Genomic DNA, 17062 nt, shown 5'->3' on the forward strand with positions numbered 1-17062 from the left:
GATCGCTTCAAAGCAAAGATTCGATAAGTAATTCTAAAGCTCATGTGCCAAGTCGCCATGAGCTTTTTTGTATATGCTATAAACCACTGACGAAAAGAGCAATACAAGGCATAATTACGGCAAACACCTATTGAGAAGATATAGATTATGATTAGGCTTGCAGTAATTGGAACTAACTGGATAACAGAGCAATTTATCCAAGGCGCGTTGCAAACGGGAGAGTTCGAACTTACAGCCGTTTACTCTCGCTCCCTCGTCCAAGCAGAAAACTTTGCCGCCAAATATGATGTGAACCATTGTTTTGACCAATTAGATGAATTCGCCATCTCTGATGCTTTTGATGCGGTATATATTGCAAGTCCGAACTCCTTTCACGGCCCGCAATCGATTCAAATGTTAAAAGGAAGGAAGCACGTAATTTGTGAAAAACCATTAGCCTCTAATTATGCACTCGCGCAAGAGATGTACAAAACAGCAGAAGAGAACAATGTGGTTCTTTTTGAAGCATTCATGACCCCGTTTATACCTAACTTTCAGGTTCTTAAGCAAAACCTCCAACAGATTGGCCCAATCCGCAAAGCGCTCATCAGTTATTGCCAGTATTCATCGCGCTATCCAAAATATCTGAACGGTGAAAATCCAAATACGTTTAATCCTGACTTCTCTAATGGTTCAATCATGGACATTGGTTATTACTGCTTAGGTGCTACATTAGAGTTGTTTGGTGAGCCGAGATCGATTCAAGCCACTGCACACTTACTGGATTCAGGCGTGGATGGAAATGGAAGTGTAATTCTTGGTTATGATGGGTTCGATGCAACCATACTCCATTCAAAAACCAGTGACTCGTTTCTTCCAAGTGAGATCCAAGGTGAACAAGCTTGCTTACACGTTAATATGATCTCAATTTGCAATGATGTAATCAAGATTGAGCGCGGTGGTTTGAAAACGGATTTAAGCGTAGAGCAACAAGAAAATCGCATGTTCTATGAAGCAAATATTTTTGCTGAGCAGGTCAGGGCCAATACTGTAAATACTCAAGCGAGAGATCGTTCTTTACTTGTGGCAAAAGTACTGACTGAAATTAGATCTCAAACGGGCGTTGTGTTTCCTGCTGACAAATAGAGTCGATGAATTGAGAGTAATTTGTTTGATTTAAGTGGGTATTTAAAAATAAATAGATGCAATAAATCTTAATATTGAGAATATTTATAAATTTATGGCTTATATTGATAGTAATCATTATTGGTGATTTTTTTACATGTTATATGTACAAAATCATCAATAAAGGATTATTTAGTAGGAATAAGTCACATATGAGAAATGACTTCAATAAAGAATATGCAAAAGATGCAAATTTAATCTCTACTACCGATCCTTCAAGTTTAATTACTTATGCTAACCATGATTTTTGTCACGTAGCTGAGTATGAAATGGATGAGTTGATCGGTAAGCCTCACAATGTAGTGCGCCATAGTGATATGCCCAAGCAAGCCTTTGCACAAATGTGGCAATACTTGAAAGCAGGAAAGAGCTGGATGGGATTGGTAAAAAATCAATGCCAAGGTGATAAGCATTATTGGGTATCCGCTTTTGTTACTCCGATTAAAGGTGAAGATGGCGAAACTGTTGAGTATCAATCAGTAAGATCGAGACCAACAGAAGCTCAAACTGAACGCGCGAGTCAACTTTATGCCAATATGAACAAAGGGAAGATGAATATTGGTAAGCGCATTTCTTATCATTTTATTCAGTATGTCTTCTTTGCTGCATTTTTGGCGTTATTTGTTGGGTTGATTGCTTCGCAACAACAAATACTATTCGGTGCTATTGGGCTTGTATTAACGTGTGCTCTTGGGGGCGTTACAGCGCTTCAGAATAAGCGTTTTAAAGTGCTTAGAAAAATAGCTCAAGACTCATATTCCAATCCGTTAATGGAAAAACCTTACACTGGTTGCTTTGATGATTACTCTGAAATCGAGCTTGCTTTATTGATGAAAAAATCTGAGTTGCGAGCGGTTTCGGGGCGTGCGACGGATACTGCTGGAAAGATTTTGATCTCTGCTGAAGATGAGTTTGGAACGATTCAGTCAATGGGGCAAAGTTTAAATCAGCAATGCCAAGAAACGGAGCAGGTAGCCACCGCCGTTGAAGAGTTAACGCATTCAATCCATGAAGTGGCAAGTAGCGCAGCCGCTGCTTCAAGGCTTACTGAAGAAGCCAATGAAGAGTCAGCCAAAGGTTTAGAGTGTATATCCGCGACGATTAGTTCGGTGAATGAACTTGCAAGTGAGCTAGATAATTCAAGAAAGGTCATACATCAACTTTCATTAAATAGTCAGAAAATAGAAAGTATTCTTGAAGTGATCAGTAGTATTTCTGATCAAACGAATTTACTGGCTTTGAATGCTGCAATTGAAGCGGCCAGAGCAGGTGAAGCAGGGCGTGGATTTGCCGTTGTTGCTGATGAAGTTCGAAATCTAGCATCGAAAACGGGCGATTCAACCAATGAGATTCAAGAGATGATTACTCAGCTTCAACAGACTGCAACGGAAGCCGTAAGCGCAATGGAGCGTGGTGAAGTGTTGTCTGAACAATGCAAAATGCGTGCAGATGATACAGGCGAAGTGTTGAATCAAATATCCGAGAAGTTATTCAAAGTCTCTGATAGTAGCCATCAAATTGCTGCTGCGGTTGAAGAACAAGCAACAGTGACCAATGAGATCAATCACAATGTGGCGAATATTAAAGAACTGGCAGATGAAACATCCGCAACATCTGAGAGTTCCATTGCCCGTACAAGCCGCTTAGTGGACGACATAGAAGCACTGCAACGCTTGATTAAACAATTCCAATCATGATTCTTATCAAGGAATAAAAAAGGAGCGAGTTCGCTCCTTTTTCGTTTACTGTTTCTAAATCTAGTGACTTACCGCTGCTTTCTCTATTTTGGTTATGATCTTTTGATACATGACCCAAGCGGTTACGCCTGCAAGAATATTCCCCACTAATGCACCTACAAATAGCCCTTGTATATCAGCCACGAGAGCCCCTAACCATAAACAAGGTAAGAAGAACGCGAATAAGCGTAGTGCTGAAATCGTAAGGGCAGTGTATGACTTCGCAAGGGCGTTAGAGACCGACACCATCAACATGCAGATCCCCAATGGACCTAAACTGAGGGGAACAATCATCAGGTGAGAATTTAGGATTGCTTCAACACTTGCATCGCTGGTCATTAGCCCGGCAAGTTGGCTTGAGATGAAAAAGGTGATCAGCGCAATAACAAATTGAAATCCAATAACAAAGCGACAAGCAATACTGACAAGCTGACGAATTTCGGCAATTTTATTGGCTCCAAGTAAACGCCCGATCATCGGAGGCATTGACATGGTTAACGCTAATACAGAGACGATCGCAAAAAATTCATATCGAGATCCAAGCGCCCAAGCAGCAACGGCGGCGGTGCCGTAACTCGCAAGGAGCTTTGTGGCGAGCATTGAAGAGAGAGGTGGCAACAATTGGCTTGTCATTGCTGGCCCCATAATGTTCGTAATCGAGCGAATGCTAGAAGCAATGTTGAGATCACTCCAATCAAAACTCACCCAATGTTTGCGAGTGACTTGAGGGGCAACGATCAATAGACCAATACCAAAAGCAGCCACAGTTGCCAAAGCGGCACCATTGATACCAAGGTCGAAGGTAAAAATGAAAAGGGGATCAAGCGCCAGGTTGATTGCACTCGTGACCATCATCATGGTTCCAGGGAGCATTGTGTTTCCGTTCGCTCTGCAAATACTATAAAAGAAGTATAGGAAAGCCCCGACCCACGCACTGGCTAACCATACCGGCCAATAGCTATCAATGATCGGGTAAACGGAATCCGGTGCGCTGAGCAAGCTCAAAAGAGGCTCTCTAATCAACCACAATATCCCAGAGATCAGCGCAACACCGATTCCGCCAATCATTAGGATCAAACCACCAAGTTGCTTAGCATAACGAGTTTGCTGCGCCCCAATTGCTCTGGAAATGACCGCTGTCGTGGCAATCCCTAAGCCTACTTGAATCCCGATAATAACCATTTGCACTGGGAGAGTGAAACCTTGAGCAGCAAGAGGCAAAACCCCGAGTTGCCCAATGAATGCACTATCCACGAGCTGAAAACTCATTAAAGATAGAACCCCAAACATCATTGGCCAAGTCATTTTAAATAGTTGGTATGCAAGGGATGAATCTGATTTATTCGTTGCGATGGAACTCATAATACTCTTATATTTTTGGTTGAATCTAAAATTAGATAGAAGATGCTTGTAACGATATCTTGAATGAAAATTGGATGACTCGGTATCAGCGAGTTTAAAAAGTAATTCGAAATTAACGTTTAAAACCCGCTTATTAGTGTTTATCTATTTGTGCGCTAATAGCGTTAGTCTTCAGAAAGGTCGTCGGCGTAACCTTTTGGTGGTGGCGTCCAACCTCGCTCATTGCGTGTATGTTTGTCTGAGCGATCTTTGGTCATCGCATGTTTGATATTGTCTTCAAGCTCCATAAATAATTTACGGTAGTTGTTATCAAAGCGATCACCTTCAGAATCATCCGCCCACGCTTGATATAAAATATCGGACTGTTTTTCTTCCGTATTTTTATAGGTCGATTTTTGTTGCTCTACAAAGAAGGGATGATGGCCGAGTGAGCGCATTGCTTCTGCACCAATTTCGAGTGCTGAGTGATAGGTTTCAGATTCAATATAATCCGCTCCCGCTTGGCGTAATAAGTAGCCATGACCACGGTCAAATGCACGTGCCAATATTTTTACTTTTGGATAGGTGTGCTTAACGTATTTCACCAACTCAAGGTTGCTCTCTTGATTATCAATGGCAACCACAATCATCGCGGCCTCTTCAATGCCAGCAGTATGCAGTAGATCGGGACGAGTCGCATCACCAAAATACGCTTTGGTTTTAATTTGGCGCATGAGATCAACTTGATCCGCTTGGTGATCAAGAACAACCGTTTTTACCCCATTTGAAACTAACATTCGATTGATTATTTGACCAAATCGACCAATGCCAGCGATGATCACAGTGCCTTTCTCTTCAATGCTATCGGCTTCTCGTTGATTCGATTGCTGTTGAAAACGTGGCAAAATAGCCTTATCGAAAAGAATAAATAACCCTGGAGTTAAAAACATCGACAGCGCGACTACAAGAGACAGTGTCTGAGCAATATCCACAGGTAGGACATGATTTTGTACTGTGAAACTCAACAGAACGAAGCCAAATTCCCCGGCTTGAGCAAGGCTGAGGGTGAACAACCAGCGGTCACTGTTTTTGATTCGAAAAGTGAAAGCAAGCAGGTAGAGAACCAAGGCTTTCAATGCCATCACTCCGACGGTGAGGCCGATGATGAGTCCAAACTCATCGAGCAGGATCCCAAAGTCAATGCCAGCGCCAACCGTAATAAAGAACAAGCCTAAAAGCAGTCCTTTAAATGGGTCAATATTGGATTCTAATTCATGTCTAAACTCACTGTTTGCCAGCACAACGCCCGCCAGGAAAGTACCTAAAGCAGGGGATAGCCCAACCAAGCTCATTAAAGCCGCGATGCCAATGACCAACATTAATGCCGTGGCAGTAAAAATCTCTCGTAGCCCTGAGCTCGCAACAAAGCGGAAAAGTGGACGACTTAAAAAGTGTCCGCCAACAACGACGCTAGCAATAGAAACCGTAATCACAAGTCCGTATGCCCACCCTGGGAGCCCTGCAACAAGGCTTAGTTCTTCGTGATGCTCAGCAGCATTGGCGGCGACGCTTTGAGCTTGTTCGATTAATTCTGGCAGAGCGAGTAATGGTATGAAAGCCAACATTGGAATGACGGCAATATCTTGGAAAAGCAGTACAGAGAACGCATTTTGACCGCCTTCCGTTTTACTTAATCCTTTCTCATTAAAGGTTTGTAATACAATCGCGGTGGATGAGAGAGCGAAAACTAAACCTATGGTGAGTGCGATAGTCCAAGGTTGACCAAAGTAGAGTGCAATCCCCATCACGACAATGGTGGTACCGCCAACTTGAAGCCCACCCAATCCCATTAAGCGGTTGCGCATCGCCCATAGCATTTTTGGTTCAAGCTCTAAGCCCACCAAAAATAGCATCATGACCACTCCAAATTCCGCAAAATGTTGAATGGTGGTTGTCTCTTCACCCACTAAGCCAATAATAGGGCCGATAACGACACCAGCAATGAGATAGCCTAATACAGAGCCGAGCCCTAAACGCTTAGCAATAGGAACGGCAATGACCGCAGCAACTAAGTAAATGAACGCTTGTAGAAAATAGCCTGTCATCGGTTAGTCCTTATGAATGATGTCGTTAAGGTGATGATTTAATTTTTCGACTTGGCTTGCTTTTTCCATATCAACTTTGTCGTTAACTAAAGCGGTGAGCAACTGAGTCCACTGATTAATATGTTGATCAAGTCGACTCTCTTCTGCTGCGGTACGCGCCCCGAATAGCGCTAAGGGAGCCAAATAAGTCATACTGGTCATCGCGCTCATCTGCTCAATTGGGTAAAGCAATTCACGAATCGTAAAATGGTTGTAGCCGTCGGTTTGATAAGCATCGGCTTTACCACCTGCGGTCAGGGAGCAGAATAGGGTTTTTCCTTTCAATGCTTTTCCCTCGGCTCCATAAGCAAAGCCATACTCTAATACTAAGTCTTGCCACTCTTTTAAAATAGCAGGAGTTGAATACCAATAGAGTGGGAATTGAAAAATGATCACATCATGTTCAAGTAAGCGACGCTGTTCTTTATCAATATTGATATTGAAAGTCGGGTATTCATGATAGAGATCGACGGTGGTGACCCCTTCAATATTTTTGGCGGCATTGAATATTGGAGTGTTGACCTCAGAACGGTGTTGGGAAGGGTGTGCGAATAGAATCAATACTTTTTTGTTTGTCATAATTACTTGTCATTCCCGTCAGGTTTCTTTACTCATTAGTAAGCAATGAGTCGTGTCTAACTCTAGAAAGTATGAACAGTGTAAATTATATGATTTTTAATATATACCGCTAAGGGGCATGATTCGAAATTAAGAACAGGGACATCACCAAATCTAGAGTTCTATTTAGTTGAATAACCAAGATTTTTTAGCTTTCGATAAAGTGTATTACGGCTAATGCCCAGCATTCGAGATGTTTTACTAATATTGCCTTGATTTGCTTGAAAGGTTTGTACGAGTTTTTCTTCAACTGTCGTTTTTAGATCGTCTGCTTTTATTTCTGATGAGGGTTGGTGTGGCGCTGATGCCGTCATTAATAGTTGCTTTGGGTGACTCGGGAGGTCATCTAAAACGAGAGTGTCACTTTCAGAAAGGAGAGCAGACACTTTAATTAGGTTATCGAGTTCCCTGATATTTCCGGGCCATGAGTGGTTCTGCAAAAGTTGCATCAAATGAGGACAAATGGTTTGCTCTGCGGAGCTGTACTTGGCATGGATTTTATCAATCAGTCCAGATTTATCTTGTCGTTCGCGAAGTGCTGGAAGAGTGAACATCAGCCCATTGAGTCGATAAAAGAGATCTTGTCGAAATTCTCCTGTAGACACCAGTTTTTCAAGGTTTTTATGAGTTGCTGCAATAATTTGAATGTCTACTTTTGTTGAGTGGTTAGAGCCAATGGGAACCACCTCTTTTTCTTGTAATACATGTAATAAGCGGCACTGTGCTTCTAATGGCATGTCAGCAATTTCATCGAGAAATAGAATACCTTTATCGGCTTGGCGGATTTTTCCCTGATAACCTTTTGGGCTAGCTCCAGTGAAAGCTCCCGGGGCATACCCAAATAATTCAGATTCAATGAGTTCCTTTGGAAGTGCGCCGCAGTTGACCGTGATGAGTGGAGACCGTTTTCTATCACTTTGCTGGTGGAGATGTTTTACAAATTCACCTTTACCCACACCTGTTTCCCCTAGGATGAGCAAACTAATATTTTTATTGATGACTTTATTCGCTTGCTGCCACGCGTGTTCAATATTGTCATCACCATCATGAAGTGGGCAAGAAGGGGAGTAAGTGGCCAATTTGACGCTTTTGGGGGCGGATTTAAGCGAATGAACCGCATACACCAGATCAGACTTTTCTTGCTGATGTGTGAGTGGTTGATTCTCTTGATAGGTTTGAACAACAGAATCTAAAGGCTGTCCTAAGATCACGTGATTGTTGAGTAGCTGAGATGCAACGCTATTATGTGCGACAATTTTTCCATCTTCATTAGCAATCACAATCCCTTGCCATCCACTGGTTAGTAACGATTGGTCAAGAGCAAGATCCATGCGTACTGAGCCGTTCGGCACTTTGCACAACAAATTATTTTCGACGAGTTGAACCATATTTTGAACCAACAGTTGAGTGGATGCATTATGGATTTGCTGTTCACTTGTGATGTCTAAAATGCCTAGCATGTTCCCTTGGAAATCGAAAACAGGACTGGCTGAACAGCTAATAAAGCGGTGCTGATGAATGAAATGTTGATCGCCAATAATCGAGACGGGTTTTGCTTCGACAATTGCCGTTCCAATCGCATTGGTCCCTTTGAGGTTTTCACGCCAATAGACGCCTGTCTCCAGTGCAATTGAGGTTAGTTTCTCTTTAAAGCGCTCTTGCCCCCACGATCCAATAATCACGCCCTCAATATCAGTGAGGATCAAACGGCTGTCTGTTCGAGCAAACATTTGATTAAACAGCGGTAAAGCATGCTCTTTAACGGCGCTAATCAGTGCCGATACGATCTCTCTACGTTCGGAAACTTGAGATTTCGCGAGTCGAATATCTTCTGGTAGACGGCGCTGTTTTAATCCCGCTTCAGAACTCCTATTCCAAGAGGAGGTTAGCCAATCTATCTGCTGAGTTGAATTTAGATCCATGACTGTTCCAAGTTGAGACAGTGAGGGTGTGCCATTTTGGGACACTTGAACAGTGAGCTGCGCTTTAGAACTGGTGTTCAACCATTATAACTGTCGTTTGTTATCGTTTGGTAATCATAGCTTTACAATTAATTAACAACAAGAGGCGCAAACTTGGTCTGTGAATTGCGTTATAGAAAATGAACAAGCGCAAAATTGAAGTCCGTTTAAAACACTAAATCGAAAGACAAATTAATCAAACTGACACATTGTGAACACATAAAAAGAGGGATCTCACTATGATTTATGCTCAACCTGGAACTGAAAATGCTGTTGTTGGCTTTAAGTCTCATTATGACAACTACATTGGCGGTGAGTGGGTCAAACCTGTTGGCGGTGAATACTTTGGAAATAAATCGCCCGTTAATGGTGAAGTCTATTGCCAAGTGGCGCGCTCAGGAGAAGCGGATATTAATTTGGCACTGGATGCTGCGCATGCGGTTAGGGCTTCTTGGGGAGCAACGAGTGTTACTGAACGTTCAAATATTTTACTGAAAATTGCTGACCGCGTTGAGCAACACCTTGAAGAGCTAGCAGTGGCAGAAACTTGGGAAAATGGCAAACCGGTTCGTGAAACGCTTGCGGCGGATTTACCATTGGTGGTTGATCATTTTCGCTATTTTGCTGGGTGCATTCGAGCACAAGAAGGTTCTGCGGCTGAATTAGATTCAAACACCGCGACTTATCATTTCCCTGAACCTGTCGGCGTGGTTGGGCAGATCATTCCATGGAATTTCCCAATGCTGATGGCGGCTTGGAAATTAGCTCCGGCTCTTGCGGCAGGCTGTTGTGTGGTTTTGAAACCAGCAGAACAAACACCCACCTCGATTCTTGTTCTGATGGAAAAAATAGGCGATCTTCTTCCTGCTGGTGTGGTGAATATCGTGAATGGTTACGGTGCCGAAGCGGGGCAGGCTCTTGCAACCAGTAACCGTGTTGCCAAGCTTGCATTTACAGGCTCCACCGATGTTGGGCACCATATTTTGAAATGTGCAGCAGAGAGTCTGATTCCATCCACTGTTGAGTTAGGAGGCAAATCGCCAAATATCTACTTCCCAGATATTTTTGATCACGAAGATGCCTATCTAGATAAATGTATCGAAGGGATGCTACTCGCCTTTTTCAATCAAGGGGAGGTATGTACGTGTCCATCTCGTGTGCTGATCCATGAATCTGTTTATGACAAATTCATTGCCAAAGTGGTGGCGCGAGCTCAAACGATCAAGCAAGGAAACCCACTGGACACTGACTGTCAGGTTGGAGCACAAGCATCACAAGAGCAGTTTGATAAGATCTTGAGCTACCTAGAAATTGGTAAGCAAGAAGGTGCGGAAGTCTTGATAGGCGGTGAGATCGCCCAGCAAGAAGAAGGACTAAACAAAGGTTACTATATCCAGCCGACTATGCTTGCAGGCCACAATAAAATGCGAGTTTTCCAAGAAGAGATATTTGGGCCAGTGATTGCAATTACGACCTTCAAAGATGAAGCAGAAGCGTTGGAAATAGCTAATGATACCGAATATGGCCTTGGTGCGGGTGTATGGACTCGTGACGCGAACTTAGCTTATCGAATGGGAAGGAACATAGAAGCAGGTCGTATTTGGGTAAATTGCTATCATGCCTATCCAGCACATGCTGCATTTGGTGGTTACAAAAAGTCAGGTATTGGACGTGAAACTCATAAAATGATGCTAGATCACTATCAAAATACCAAGAACTTGTTGATTAGCTATGATGTTAATCCACTGGGTTTCTTCTAGAGTGAACGATTTGCTCTTTATACTCACGTTTAGATAGTCATTTATTGTTCGACTCAATAAGCCCTCATCATCGATTAATGGTAATGAGGGCTTTGTTGTTTGGAACGATGAATAATGGCATTGGCTAACCTCTGTTTTTGAAAGACGTTTTATGTTTGATTCCATCTGATCATGGTAATCTGCTGCTGTTGAATTGAATAAATAAGGACAGAGAAATGGCGAAGGATTTACGTGCTCAGTGCAATGTGGTGGTTTCAGGGAATGAGGAGCTTTCGCCTGCATTACTATTTCAGAAAATGGCTCAGTGGTGTGAAGCGAATAATGTTGAACATGACATTTATGGGGAAGGGGAATTAATACAAGGTTTTGAACAAAAAGTCGCGGATTTACTTGGTTTTGAATCTGCGGTTTTTGTTGTGACAGGCACAATGACTCAACCAACCGCTCTTCAACTTGTTTGCCAAGAGAAGAACAATAATTTAGTCGCGATGCACCCTTCAAGCCATATCTATTGCCATGAACGGCAAGGTTATCAACTTCAAAATCGGTTTAATATTCTTCCCATTGGCGATCCATTTAGAACATGGGGAGTGAGTGATCTTACTCATTGGCCTGATGATATCGCAGCTGTTTTATACGAGTTGCCGATGCGTGAAATTGGTGGTCAGTTACCTAAGTGGGATGAGTTACAAGCCGTCAAAGATCACTGTTTGCAGCAAGGGATCCATTTACACATGGATGGCGCTCGTTTGTGGGAGTGTGCGGCGTACTACCAGAAGAGCTACCAAGAAATTGCTCAAGGCTTTAATACCGCTTATGTCTCGTTGTATAAGGGCATTAATGGTTTGGGGGGCTCGCTGTTATTAGGAGATAAAGCGTTTATTGAAAAAGCGTCGATGTGGATGAAAAGGCAAGGGGGAAATGTTTATCATCGCAGTCCCTATATTGCCTCTGCGGCGATGCAGTTTGATGAAAGACTTACACAGATGCCTGCTCTATATGAACGCACGCAACAGATCTATCAGTTATTCTCTGAATATCCTTTATTCACTTTAAACCCATCACAACCGCAGGCAAATATGCTGCATTTCTATCTGCCCGTTAGCTATGAGAATGCTCTGGTTCTGCGTAACCGACTCGCTGAAGAGAAAGGTATTTGGCTCGGTTACCCGCAAATTACGGCATTGCCAGATCAGTCAATGATAGAGTGGTATGTGGGGGATCGCCTATTAGCAATGTCTGATAGAGAGCTGAAAAGTATTTTAGATTGGCTAGTACATGAAATGGCGTAAGTAACGCACGGCTGAAATAAGTGGGGGGAGTGACCACATTTCTCCCCCCTTTCTTCATTTTAAAAGTCAGCGTCAGCTTGAAATTGCATAATTTCTTTTGTGATCGGGTGTTCAAGCTCTAGAGTTTCAGCATGCAGATGAAGACGATCTGCTTTTAAACCATACAAATCATCCCCAACAATTGGCATGTTTAAACCTAAATGATGGGCACAATGGACACGCAGTTGATGGGTTCTACCTGTTTTTGGATACAGATGAACTTTGGTTTTACCAGATTGACGTTCCACCACTTGCCACTTGGTCTCGGCGGGTTTTCCATGTTCAAAGCATACTAACTGCCTTGGTCGGTCGTAGAGATCACCGCGCATTGGTAGTGTAATCACGCCTTCATCTTGCTCTAATTCACCATCAATAAGTGCGACATAGCGTTTTTTGACACTACGGCTGATAAACTGTTTTTGTAAGCTTTTGTTTGCTCGTTTTGAAAGAACAATCACCATTAATCCAGATGTCGACATGTCTAAACGGTGCACAATGAGCGGCCCTGTTGCATCGGGAAATTGTTGTTTCATGCGTAGATAAACAGAATCTTCGATGGTTTTCCCTGGAACAGAAAGGAATTCGGCGGGTTTGTTTACAACTGCGATGTCGTCATCTTGATAAATAATCTCGACAGTTTTTCCTTCGGCAGGGTTATTCAGTAGTGGATTATCATCAATCTCCATTCCCTCAAGCATGTGACCTAATATGGGGTGGCATTTCCCCATACATGCTGCGTAGAATTTTTTATGTTGACGTATTTCCGATTTAGGTGCGCTGCCCCACCAAAATTCAGCCATTGCGATAGGCTTCATCTTATGTTTAAAAGCAAATTGCAGCAGTTTTGGTGCCGCACATTCGCCAGCACCTGCGGGTGGAACGTGGTTTGGCATCTGCTTGAAAATCGCCCCTAAGCTTTTTTCTTCGCCATCGATCTTTAAGAATCGATATTGATCGAACAGCTTGTTTTGTAAAGCATTGGAAAGTTGCTTACGGGTCTGTTTTAGTTCAATTATTGGATCCGTGACGCTCAGTAATTGCTGCTGCGCGAGATCAATTCTCTCTTGCCAGTGTGATTTAAGGGCTTTGAGCTGATTTTTTTCTGCGACACTCTCTCTGCTCAGTTGAATACTGAGAGCGGTAAAGTCGTCATCGGTTAAATTCGTTTCATCTTGAGCTCGTCGTTCCTTTCTCGATTTTCTACCCTCAATCATCAAGTTGCGATGAGCTTCAATTTCCGCTAATGAATTGGCTGTTTCTGATGCAAGGTGTCGTTCGTATTCATCAATTTTGAGATCTGCTTGTAGCTCTTTCAACCTCTTGCTTACTTGGGTTACTTCATCGAGTTCGTTTCTGAAAAAGCCATCTTCAGCCAACATATCAAACACAGGTGGCACAAAATGAGGCAGTAAGTTGCGGTCTGCAATTTTTCCAGAAAAAGCAGAAAGGAAGCCGATCTCGCCTTGAGGATTCTCGACAACCAACACACCGAACATTTTTCCTATTGCGGGTGCTGCTGGATCTTGCGCATCTTCGGCTACACCGAAATTATGTTGCCATTCTGTTTGAGAGAGCAAATGCTGTTGAAGTTGTTCAGCAGCCAGAATGCACAAGGGATGTGGTTGATAGTAAAATGGAAACGTAAAACGCTCAGGAAAAGTATAGGTTTCAATGGATTGATTGAAAGGGGTAAAGCAGTCTGTTGAGCTGTGCATGGTTTTCTATCTTTTTGAGCGAGTAGTGATAATTGGCAATGGTGAAACAAGGCACCTGCAATGTGAGGCGCCAAGTTTAACTCTTCACTTTAGATAGGTCACGATATTGTTAGGTCACTATATTGCCAAGTTACTATTTTGGCTCTGGCAGGGCTTCATCCATGACAGTGGCTGGAGTCATCATGGATCTTAAAAGTTGTTCGCACTGCTTTTTGCCCATATAAACAGGGACAGGGTAGTTATGGTGAGCTTCTTTGAGAGCAAGTTTCGCCAAATGTGATATATCATTTTCAACCAACATATCTAGCGTTGCTGGGATTTTTAATTGTAGCTGCAATTGTCGGACAAGTTGAATGAAAGCTTGCGCTTGTTCTGATTCTGACATCTCTTCATTTGAGTTGCTGGTGGCGCGAAATAGTTCAGCCAATTGAGGCTGTGCTGCATGTTGGGAAAAGTCTAAAACGTAGGGTAGAACAATAGCGTTTGCAAGCCCGTGAGGCACACCGTATAACGCACCGAGATTATGGGATATAGCATGTACGTAACCCAAGCTCGCTTTCGTAAAGGCAAGGCCAGCGTAGTAAGACGCTATAGCCATGTTTTGTCTGGCCACTAAGTTTTCACCATTTTCATAGGCTAGGGGTAGGTTTGTCATGACGAGTTTGACCGCTGCTAGCGCATAACCGTTGGTCTCATTTGTTGCGTTCATAGATAGGTAAGATTCAATCGCATGAGTGAGCGCATCCATCCCGGTCGCCGCCGTGATTGGGCGGGGAAGACCTGCCATGATGCTAGGATCGAGAGCGGCCATCATGGGAACAAGTTTGGGATCAATTAAAGGCGTTTTCTGATGAGAGTCCGGATCTGACACCACGGCGGCAATCGTCACTTCAGATCCAGTTCCAGCGGTTGTTGGAATTGCAAATAGAGGGGCAGGGGTTTTCCATACTCGAAACAATCCGGCAAGTTTATGAATCGGTTTTGGGTTATGAACTTTTGCCGCGATGACTTTGGCGGTATCTATGGGCGAGCCACCTCCAACCGCAAGAATACCATCACACTCACAGCGCAAGTAAATTCTTAGCCCTGCTTCCACTTGTAAATAGGTAGGGTCGGGTTGGACTTGGCTAAAAATGGCCATTTCCACACCACTGTCTTGAAGTGCCTGTTGGATCGGTTTGAGTAAGCCTAATCGCACAATGCTTTCATCTGTGACAAGCAGTAGCTTTTTTATCCCAATGAGTGATATCGCTTCACACAACTCTATCGATGATCCCACGCCCGTAAATAGTGTGGGCTTAGGCATAGGAATCACTTTCGCCGCTACTTTGAGCGCTTTCATGTAACTTTTGTATCCAAAAAGCTGTATTTGAGTCGGCATTCGATGTCCTTGCTATGCTTTATTTCAATTAACAATAACAAAGGAATTAGAGTTGGTTAGTTCTTGAGCGCAATTATTTGTAATCAAGCACAGTTTTATTGTTAATTGGCAGCATTAGCAATGCAAAGTAGAGATGAAATCGGACGCGAATATAGACATGAAATGAAAAAGCCCTGAACAGAATTCAGGGCTTTGATTAGGGCAAGGGTAACTAAACGTTACATAGCAGCTTCAAAGATTGCAGAAATTTCTTCGTGCGTTGCTTGTTTAGGGTTAGTGAAACCACAAGCATCTTTAAGTGCGTTATCAGCAAGAACAGAGATGTCTTCTAGTTTCGCGCCAAGGTCTTTAAGACCAGCAGGGATACCAACATCTTTAGAAAGTACGTTGATTGCTTCAAGAGCAGCGTTAGCACCGTCTTCAGCACTCATACCTTCAACATCAACACCCATTGCTTTTGCAACATCACGTAGGCGCTCAGGACATACTTGTGCGTTGTAGCGTTGTACGTGAGGAAGAAGTACTGCGTTACATACACCGTGTGGAAGGTCGTAGAAACCACCTAGTTGGTGTGCCATTGCGTGTACGTAGCCAAGTGAAGCGTTGTTAAATGCCATACCTGCCATGAACTGTGCGTAAGCCATTTGGTCGCGAGCTTCAAGATCGTCACCGTTTGCAACTGCTGTACGTAGGTGCGCTTGGATTAGTTCAATCGCTTTAATCGCTACCGCGTCAGTGATTGGCGTTGCCGCGATAGAAACGTAAGCTTCGATTGCGTGAGTCAGTGCGTCCATACCTGTTGCTGCTGTTAGAGAAGCAGGCTTAGCAAGCATTAGCATTGGGTCATTTACAGAGATAAGTGGAGTCGTGTGCTTATCTACGATAGCCATTTTGATGTGACGAGCTTCATCAGTGATGATGCAGAAGCGAGTCATTTCAGAAGCCGTACCTGCAGTCGTGTTGATTGCGATAAGTGGCAGCATTGGTTTTGCTGATTGATCTACGCCTTCGTAATCGCCGATTTGACCGCCGTTAGCCGCAACAAGAGCTACGCCTTTAGCACAATCGTGTGGAGAACCGCCACCAAGAGAGATTACAAAATCACACTCATTTGCAGAAAGCAGTTCAAGACCCGCTTTTACGTTACCAGTTGTTGGGTTTGGTTGAGTTCCGTCAAATATAACAGTAGCAACTTCACGTTCGTTAAGAAGATCTTGAACTTGTTTCACAACACCAATTTGGTTTAGCACTTTATCAGTAACGATTAGGCCTTTTTTGAAGCCTTGAGATTTGATGCTGTCAGCTGCATCAGTTAGGCAGCCTGCGCCCATTAAGTTAATTGCTGGAATGAAAAATGCACTAGCCATTGGATAACTCCGTTAGTAAATATTGAATTTTGTATAGTTGTTGAATTGGGTTTAGCTTGTCACATAGGGGGACTTTTCATTTTTGATCTGAGACAATTTACAAAAGGTACTACCACTTTAGAGTAATAGAGTGTGAGCCCCCTCACTAAGCAATCGGTTGGTTTTTTTACGTGGTACAAAAATGAAAATTGACATTGATAAGACGCAATCGGTTAACCAACAGAAAGTGATATTACCCTTTGCTATCATAGTGTTATAGGAGTCACAAAAAAGAGCCACATAAAATATGCGACTCTTTATTTAAAACAAATTATGGCTTTTTATTGAGCAAGTTATGTCGGGTTATTCATATCCGATGGCACTTCACCACTGGTGCAGACACTGTCATTTTCTTGCTCTTCATCTTCTTGGTCATCTAATTCCGAATCATAATACTTTACAACAAAAGGCGTTAACATTACGGATGATGGTAAAAAATGCTTCATATTGGACTCCAATAACAGCTGAATTTAGTTTACGTTATAGAGGCTAAGTCAGTTGCATA

Annotated in this window: 12 protein-coding genes; 4 read left to right on the forward strand and 8 right to left on the reverse strand. The window is 43.0% G+C overall.

The genetic code is table 11. The annotated features are described in order from the left end of the window. Positions 1–147 precede the first annotated feature (147 nt). Complete coding sequence (locus F0249_RS02930) at positions 148–1125, forward strand: Gfo/Idh/MocA family protein (RefSeq protein WP_171755804.1); 978 nt, start codon at positions 148–150, stop codon at positions 1123–1125. A gap of 191 nt (positions 1126–1316) precedes the next feature. Further along, positions 1317–2861, forward strand: coding sequence for a PAS domain-containing methyl-accepting chemotaxis protein (locus tag F0249_RS02935; protein ID WP_171755805.1), 1545 nt, complete (start codon positions 1317–1319; stop codon positions 2859–2861). Positions 2862–2921: 60 nt separating this feature from the next. On the opposite strand, the gene F0249_RS02940 is transcribed toward F0249_RS02935, so the two are convergent. The 4 genes from F0249_RS02940 to F0249_RS02955 all read right to left on the reverse strand — a co-directional run bounded on the left by F0249_RS02940 (position 2922) and on the right by F0249_RS02955 (position 8925). Continuing rightward, a complete protein-coding gene (locus F0249_RS02940) occupies positions 2922–4262 on the reverse strand; it encodes an MATE family efflux transporter (protein WP_171755806.1) in 1341 nt (446 codons plus the stop codon). 164 nt (positions 4263–4426) lie between these two features. Then, the gene (locus F0249_RS02945) at positions 4427–6346 is read right to left on the reverse strand and encodes a monovalent cation:proton antiporter-2 (CPA2) family protein (RefSeq protein ID WP_171755807.1); all 1920 of its coding nucleotides are present in this window, start codon (positions 6344–6346) and stop codon (positions 4427–4429) included. 3 nt (positions 6347–6349) lie between these two features. Beyond that, entirely contained in the window at positions 6350–6964 is a 615-nt protein-coding gene (locus F0249_RS02950) for an NAD(P)H-dependent oxidoreductase (RefSeq protein WP_113799828.1), read from the reverse strand. A gap of 161 nt (positions 6965–7125) precedes the next feature. Next, the gene (locus F0249_RS02955) at positions 7126–8925 is read right to left on the reverse strand and encodes a sigma-54-dependent Fis family transcriptional regulator (protein ID WP_171755808.1); all 1800 of its coding nucleotides are present in this window, start codon (positions 8923–8925) and stop codon (positions 7126–7128) included. A 278-nt stretch (positions 8926–9203) separates the two neighbouring features. Between F0249_RS02955 and F0249_RS02960 the strand changes: the two genes are divergently transcribed. Further along, positions 9204–10724: an aldehyde dehydrogenase family protein gene (locus F0249_RS02960; RefSeq protein WP_017054613.1), complete on the forward strand. Its 1521-nt coding sequence runs from the start codon at positions 9204–9206 to the stop codon at positions 10722–10724. 215 nt (positions 10725–10939) lie between these two features. Next, complete coding sequence (locus F0249_RS02965; RefSeq protein WP_017054614.1) at positions 10940–12016, forward strand: low specificity L-threonine aldolase; 1077 nt, start codon at positions 10940–10942, stop codon at positions 12014–12016. Positions 12017–12075: 59 nt separating this feature from the next. On the opposite strand, the gene F0249_RS02970 is transcribed toward F0249_RS02965, so the two are convergent. The 4 genes from F0249_RS02970 to F0249_RS02985 all read right to left on the reverse strand — a co-directional run bounded on the left by F0249_RS02970 (position 12076) and on the right by F0249_RS02985 (position 17003). Then, positions 12076–13770 carry an RluA family pseudouridine synthase gene (locus tag F0249_RS02970; RefSeq protein WP_171755809.1) on the reverse strand — a complete coding sequence of 565 codons (1695 nt, stop codon included), beginning with the start codon at positions 13768–13770 and terminating at the stop codon, positions 12076–12078. Between the two features lie 133 nt (positions 13771–13903). Next, positions 13904–15151 carry an iron-containing alcohol dehydrogenase gene (locus tag F0249_RS02975; protein WP_171755810.1) on the reverse strand — a complete coding sequence of 416 codons (1248 nt, stop codon included), beginning with the start codon at positions 15149–15151 and terminating at the stop codon, positions 13904–13906. Positions 15152–15369: 218 nt separating this feature from the next. Next, positions 15370–16518 (reverse strand): L-threonine dehydrogenase, encoded by a 1149-nt coding sequence (yiaY, locus tag F0249_RS02980; protein WP_171755811.1) that lies wholly within the window; start codon positions 16516–16518, stop codon positions 15370–15372. 332 nt (positions 16519–16850) lie between these two features. Beyond that, a complete protein-coding gene (locus F0249_RS02985; protein WP_171755812.1) occupies positions 16851–17003 on the reverse strand; it encodes a hypothetical protein in 153 nt (50 codons plus the stop codon). Between the last annotated feature and the right edge of the window lie 59 nt (positions 17004–17062).

Source organism: Vibrio sp. 03-59-1 (assembly GCF_013114135.1).
Classification (GTDB): domain Bacteria; phylum Pseudomonadota; class Gammaproteobacteria; order Enterobacterales; family Vibrionaceae; genus Vibrio; species Vibrio cortegadensis.

Coding starts and splice junctions, on each gene's coding strand:
- F0249_RS02930 (WP_171755804.1), top strand. CDS start 148: ATGATTAGGCTTGCAGTAATTGGAACTAACTGGATAACAGAGCAATTT.
- F0249_RS02935 (WP_171755805.1), top strand. CDS start 1,317: ATGAGAAATGACTTCAATAAAGAATATGCAAAAGATGCAAATTTAATC.
- F0249_RS02940 (WP_171755806.1), bottom strand. CDS start 4,262: ATGAGTTCCATCGCAACGAATAAATCAGATTCATCCCTTGCATACCAA.
- F0249_RS02945 (WP_171755807.1), bottom strand. CDS start 6,346: ATGACAGGCTATTTTCTACAAGCGTTCATTTACTTAGTTGCTGCGGTC.
- F0249_RS02950 (WP_113799828.1), bottom strand. CDS start 6,964: ATGACAAACAAAAAAGTATTGATTCTATTCGCACACCCTTCCCAACAC.
- F0249_RS02955 (WP_171755808.1), bottom strand. CDS start 8,925: ATGGATCTAAATTCAACTCAGCAGATAGATTGGCTAACCTCCTCTTGG.
- F0249_RS02960 (WP_017054613.1), top strand. CDS start 9,204: ATGATTTATGCTCAACCTGGAACTGAAAATGCTGTTGTTGGCTTTAAG.
- F0249_RS02965 (WP_017054614.1), top strand. CDS start 10,940: ATGGCGAAGGATTTACGTGCTCAGTGCAATGTGGTGGTTTCAGGGAAT.
- F0249_RS02970 (WP_171755809.1), bottom strand. CDS start 13,770: ATGCACAGCTCAACAGACTGCTTTACCCCTTTCAATCAATCCATTGAA.
- F0249_RS02975 (WP_171755810.1), bottom strand. CDS start 15,151: ATGCCGACTCAAATACAGCTTTTTGGATACAAAAGTTACATGAAAGCG.
- yiaY (WP_171755811.1), bottom strand. CDS start 16,518: ATGGCTAGTGCATTTTTCATTCCAGCAATTAACTTAATGGGCGCAGGC.
- F0249_RS02985 (WP_171755812.1), bottom strand. CDS start 17,003: ATGAAGCATTTTTTACCATCATCCGTAATGTTAACGCCTTTTGTTGTA.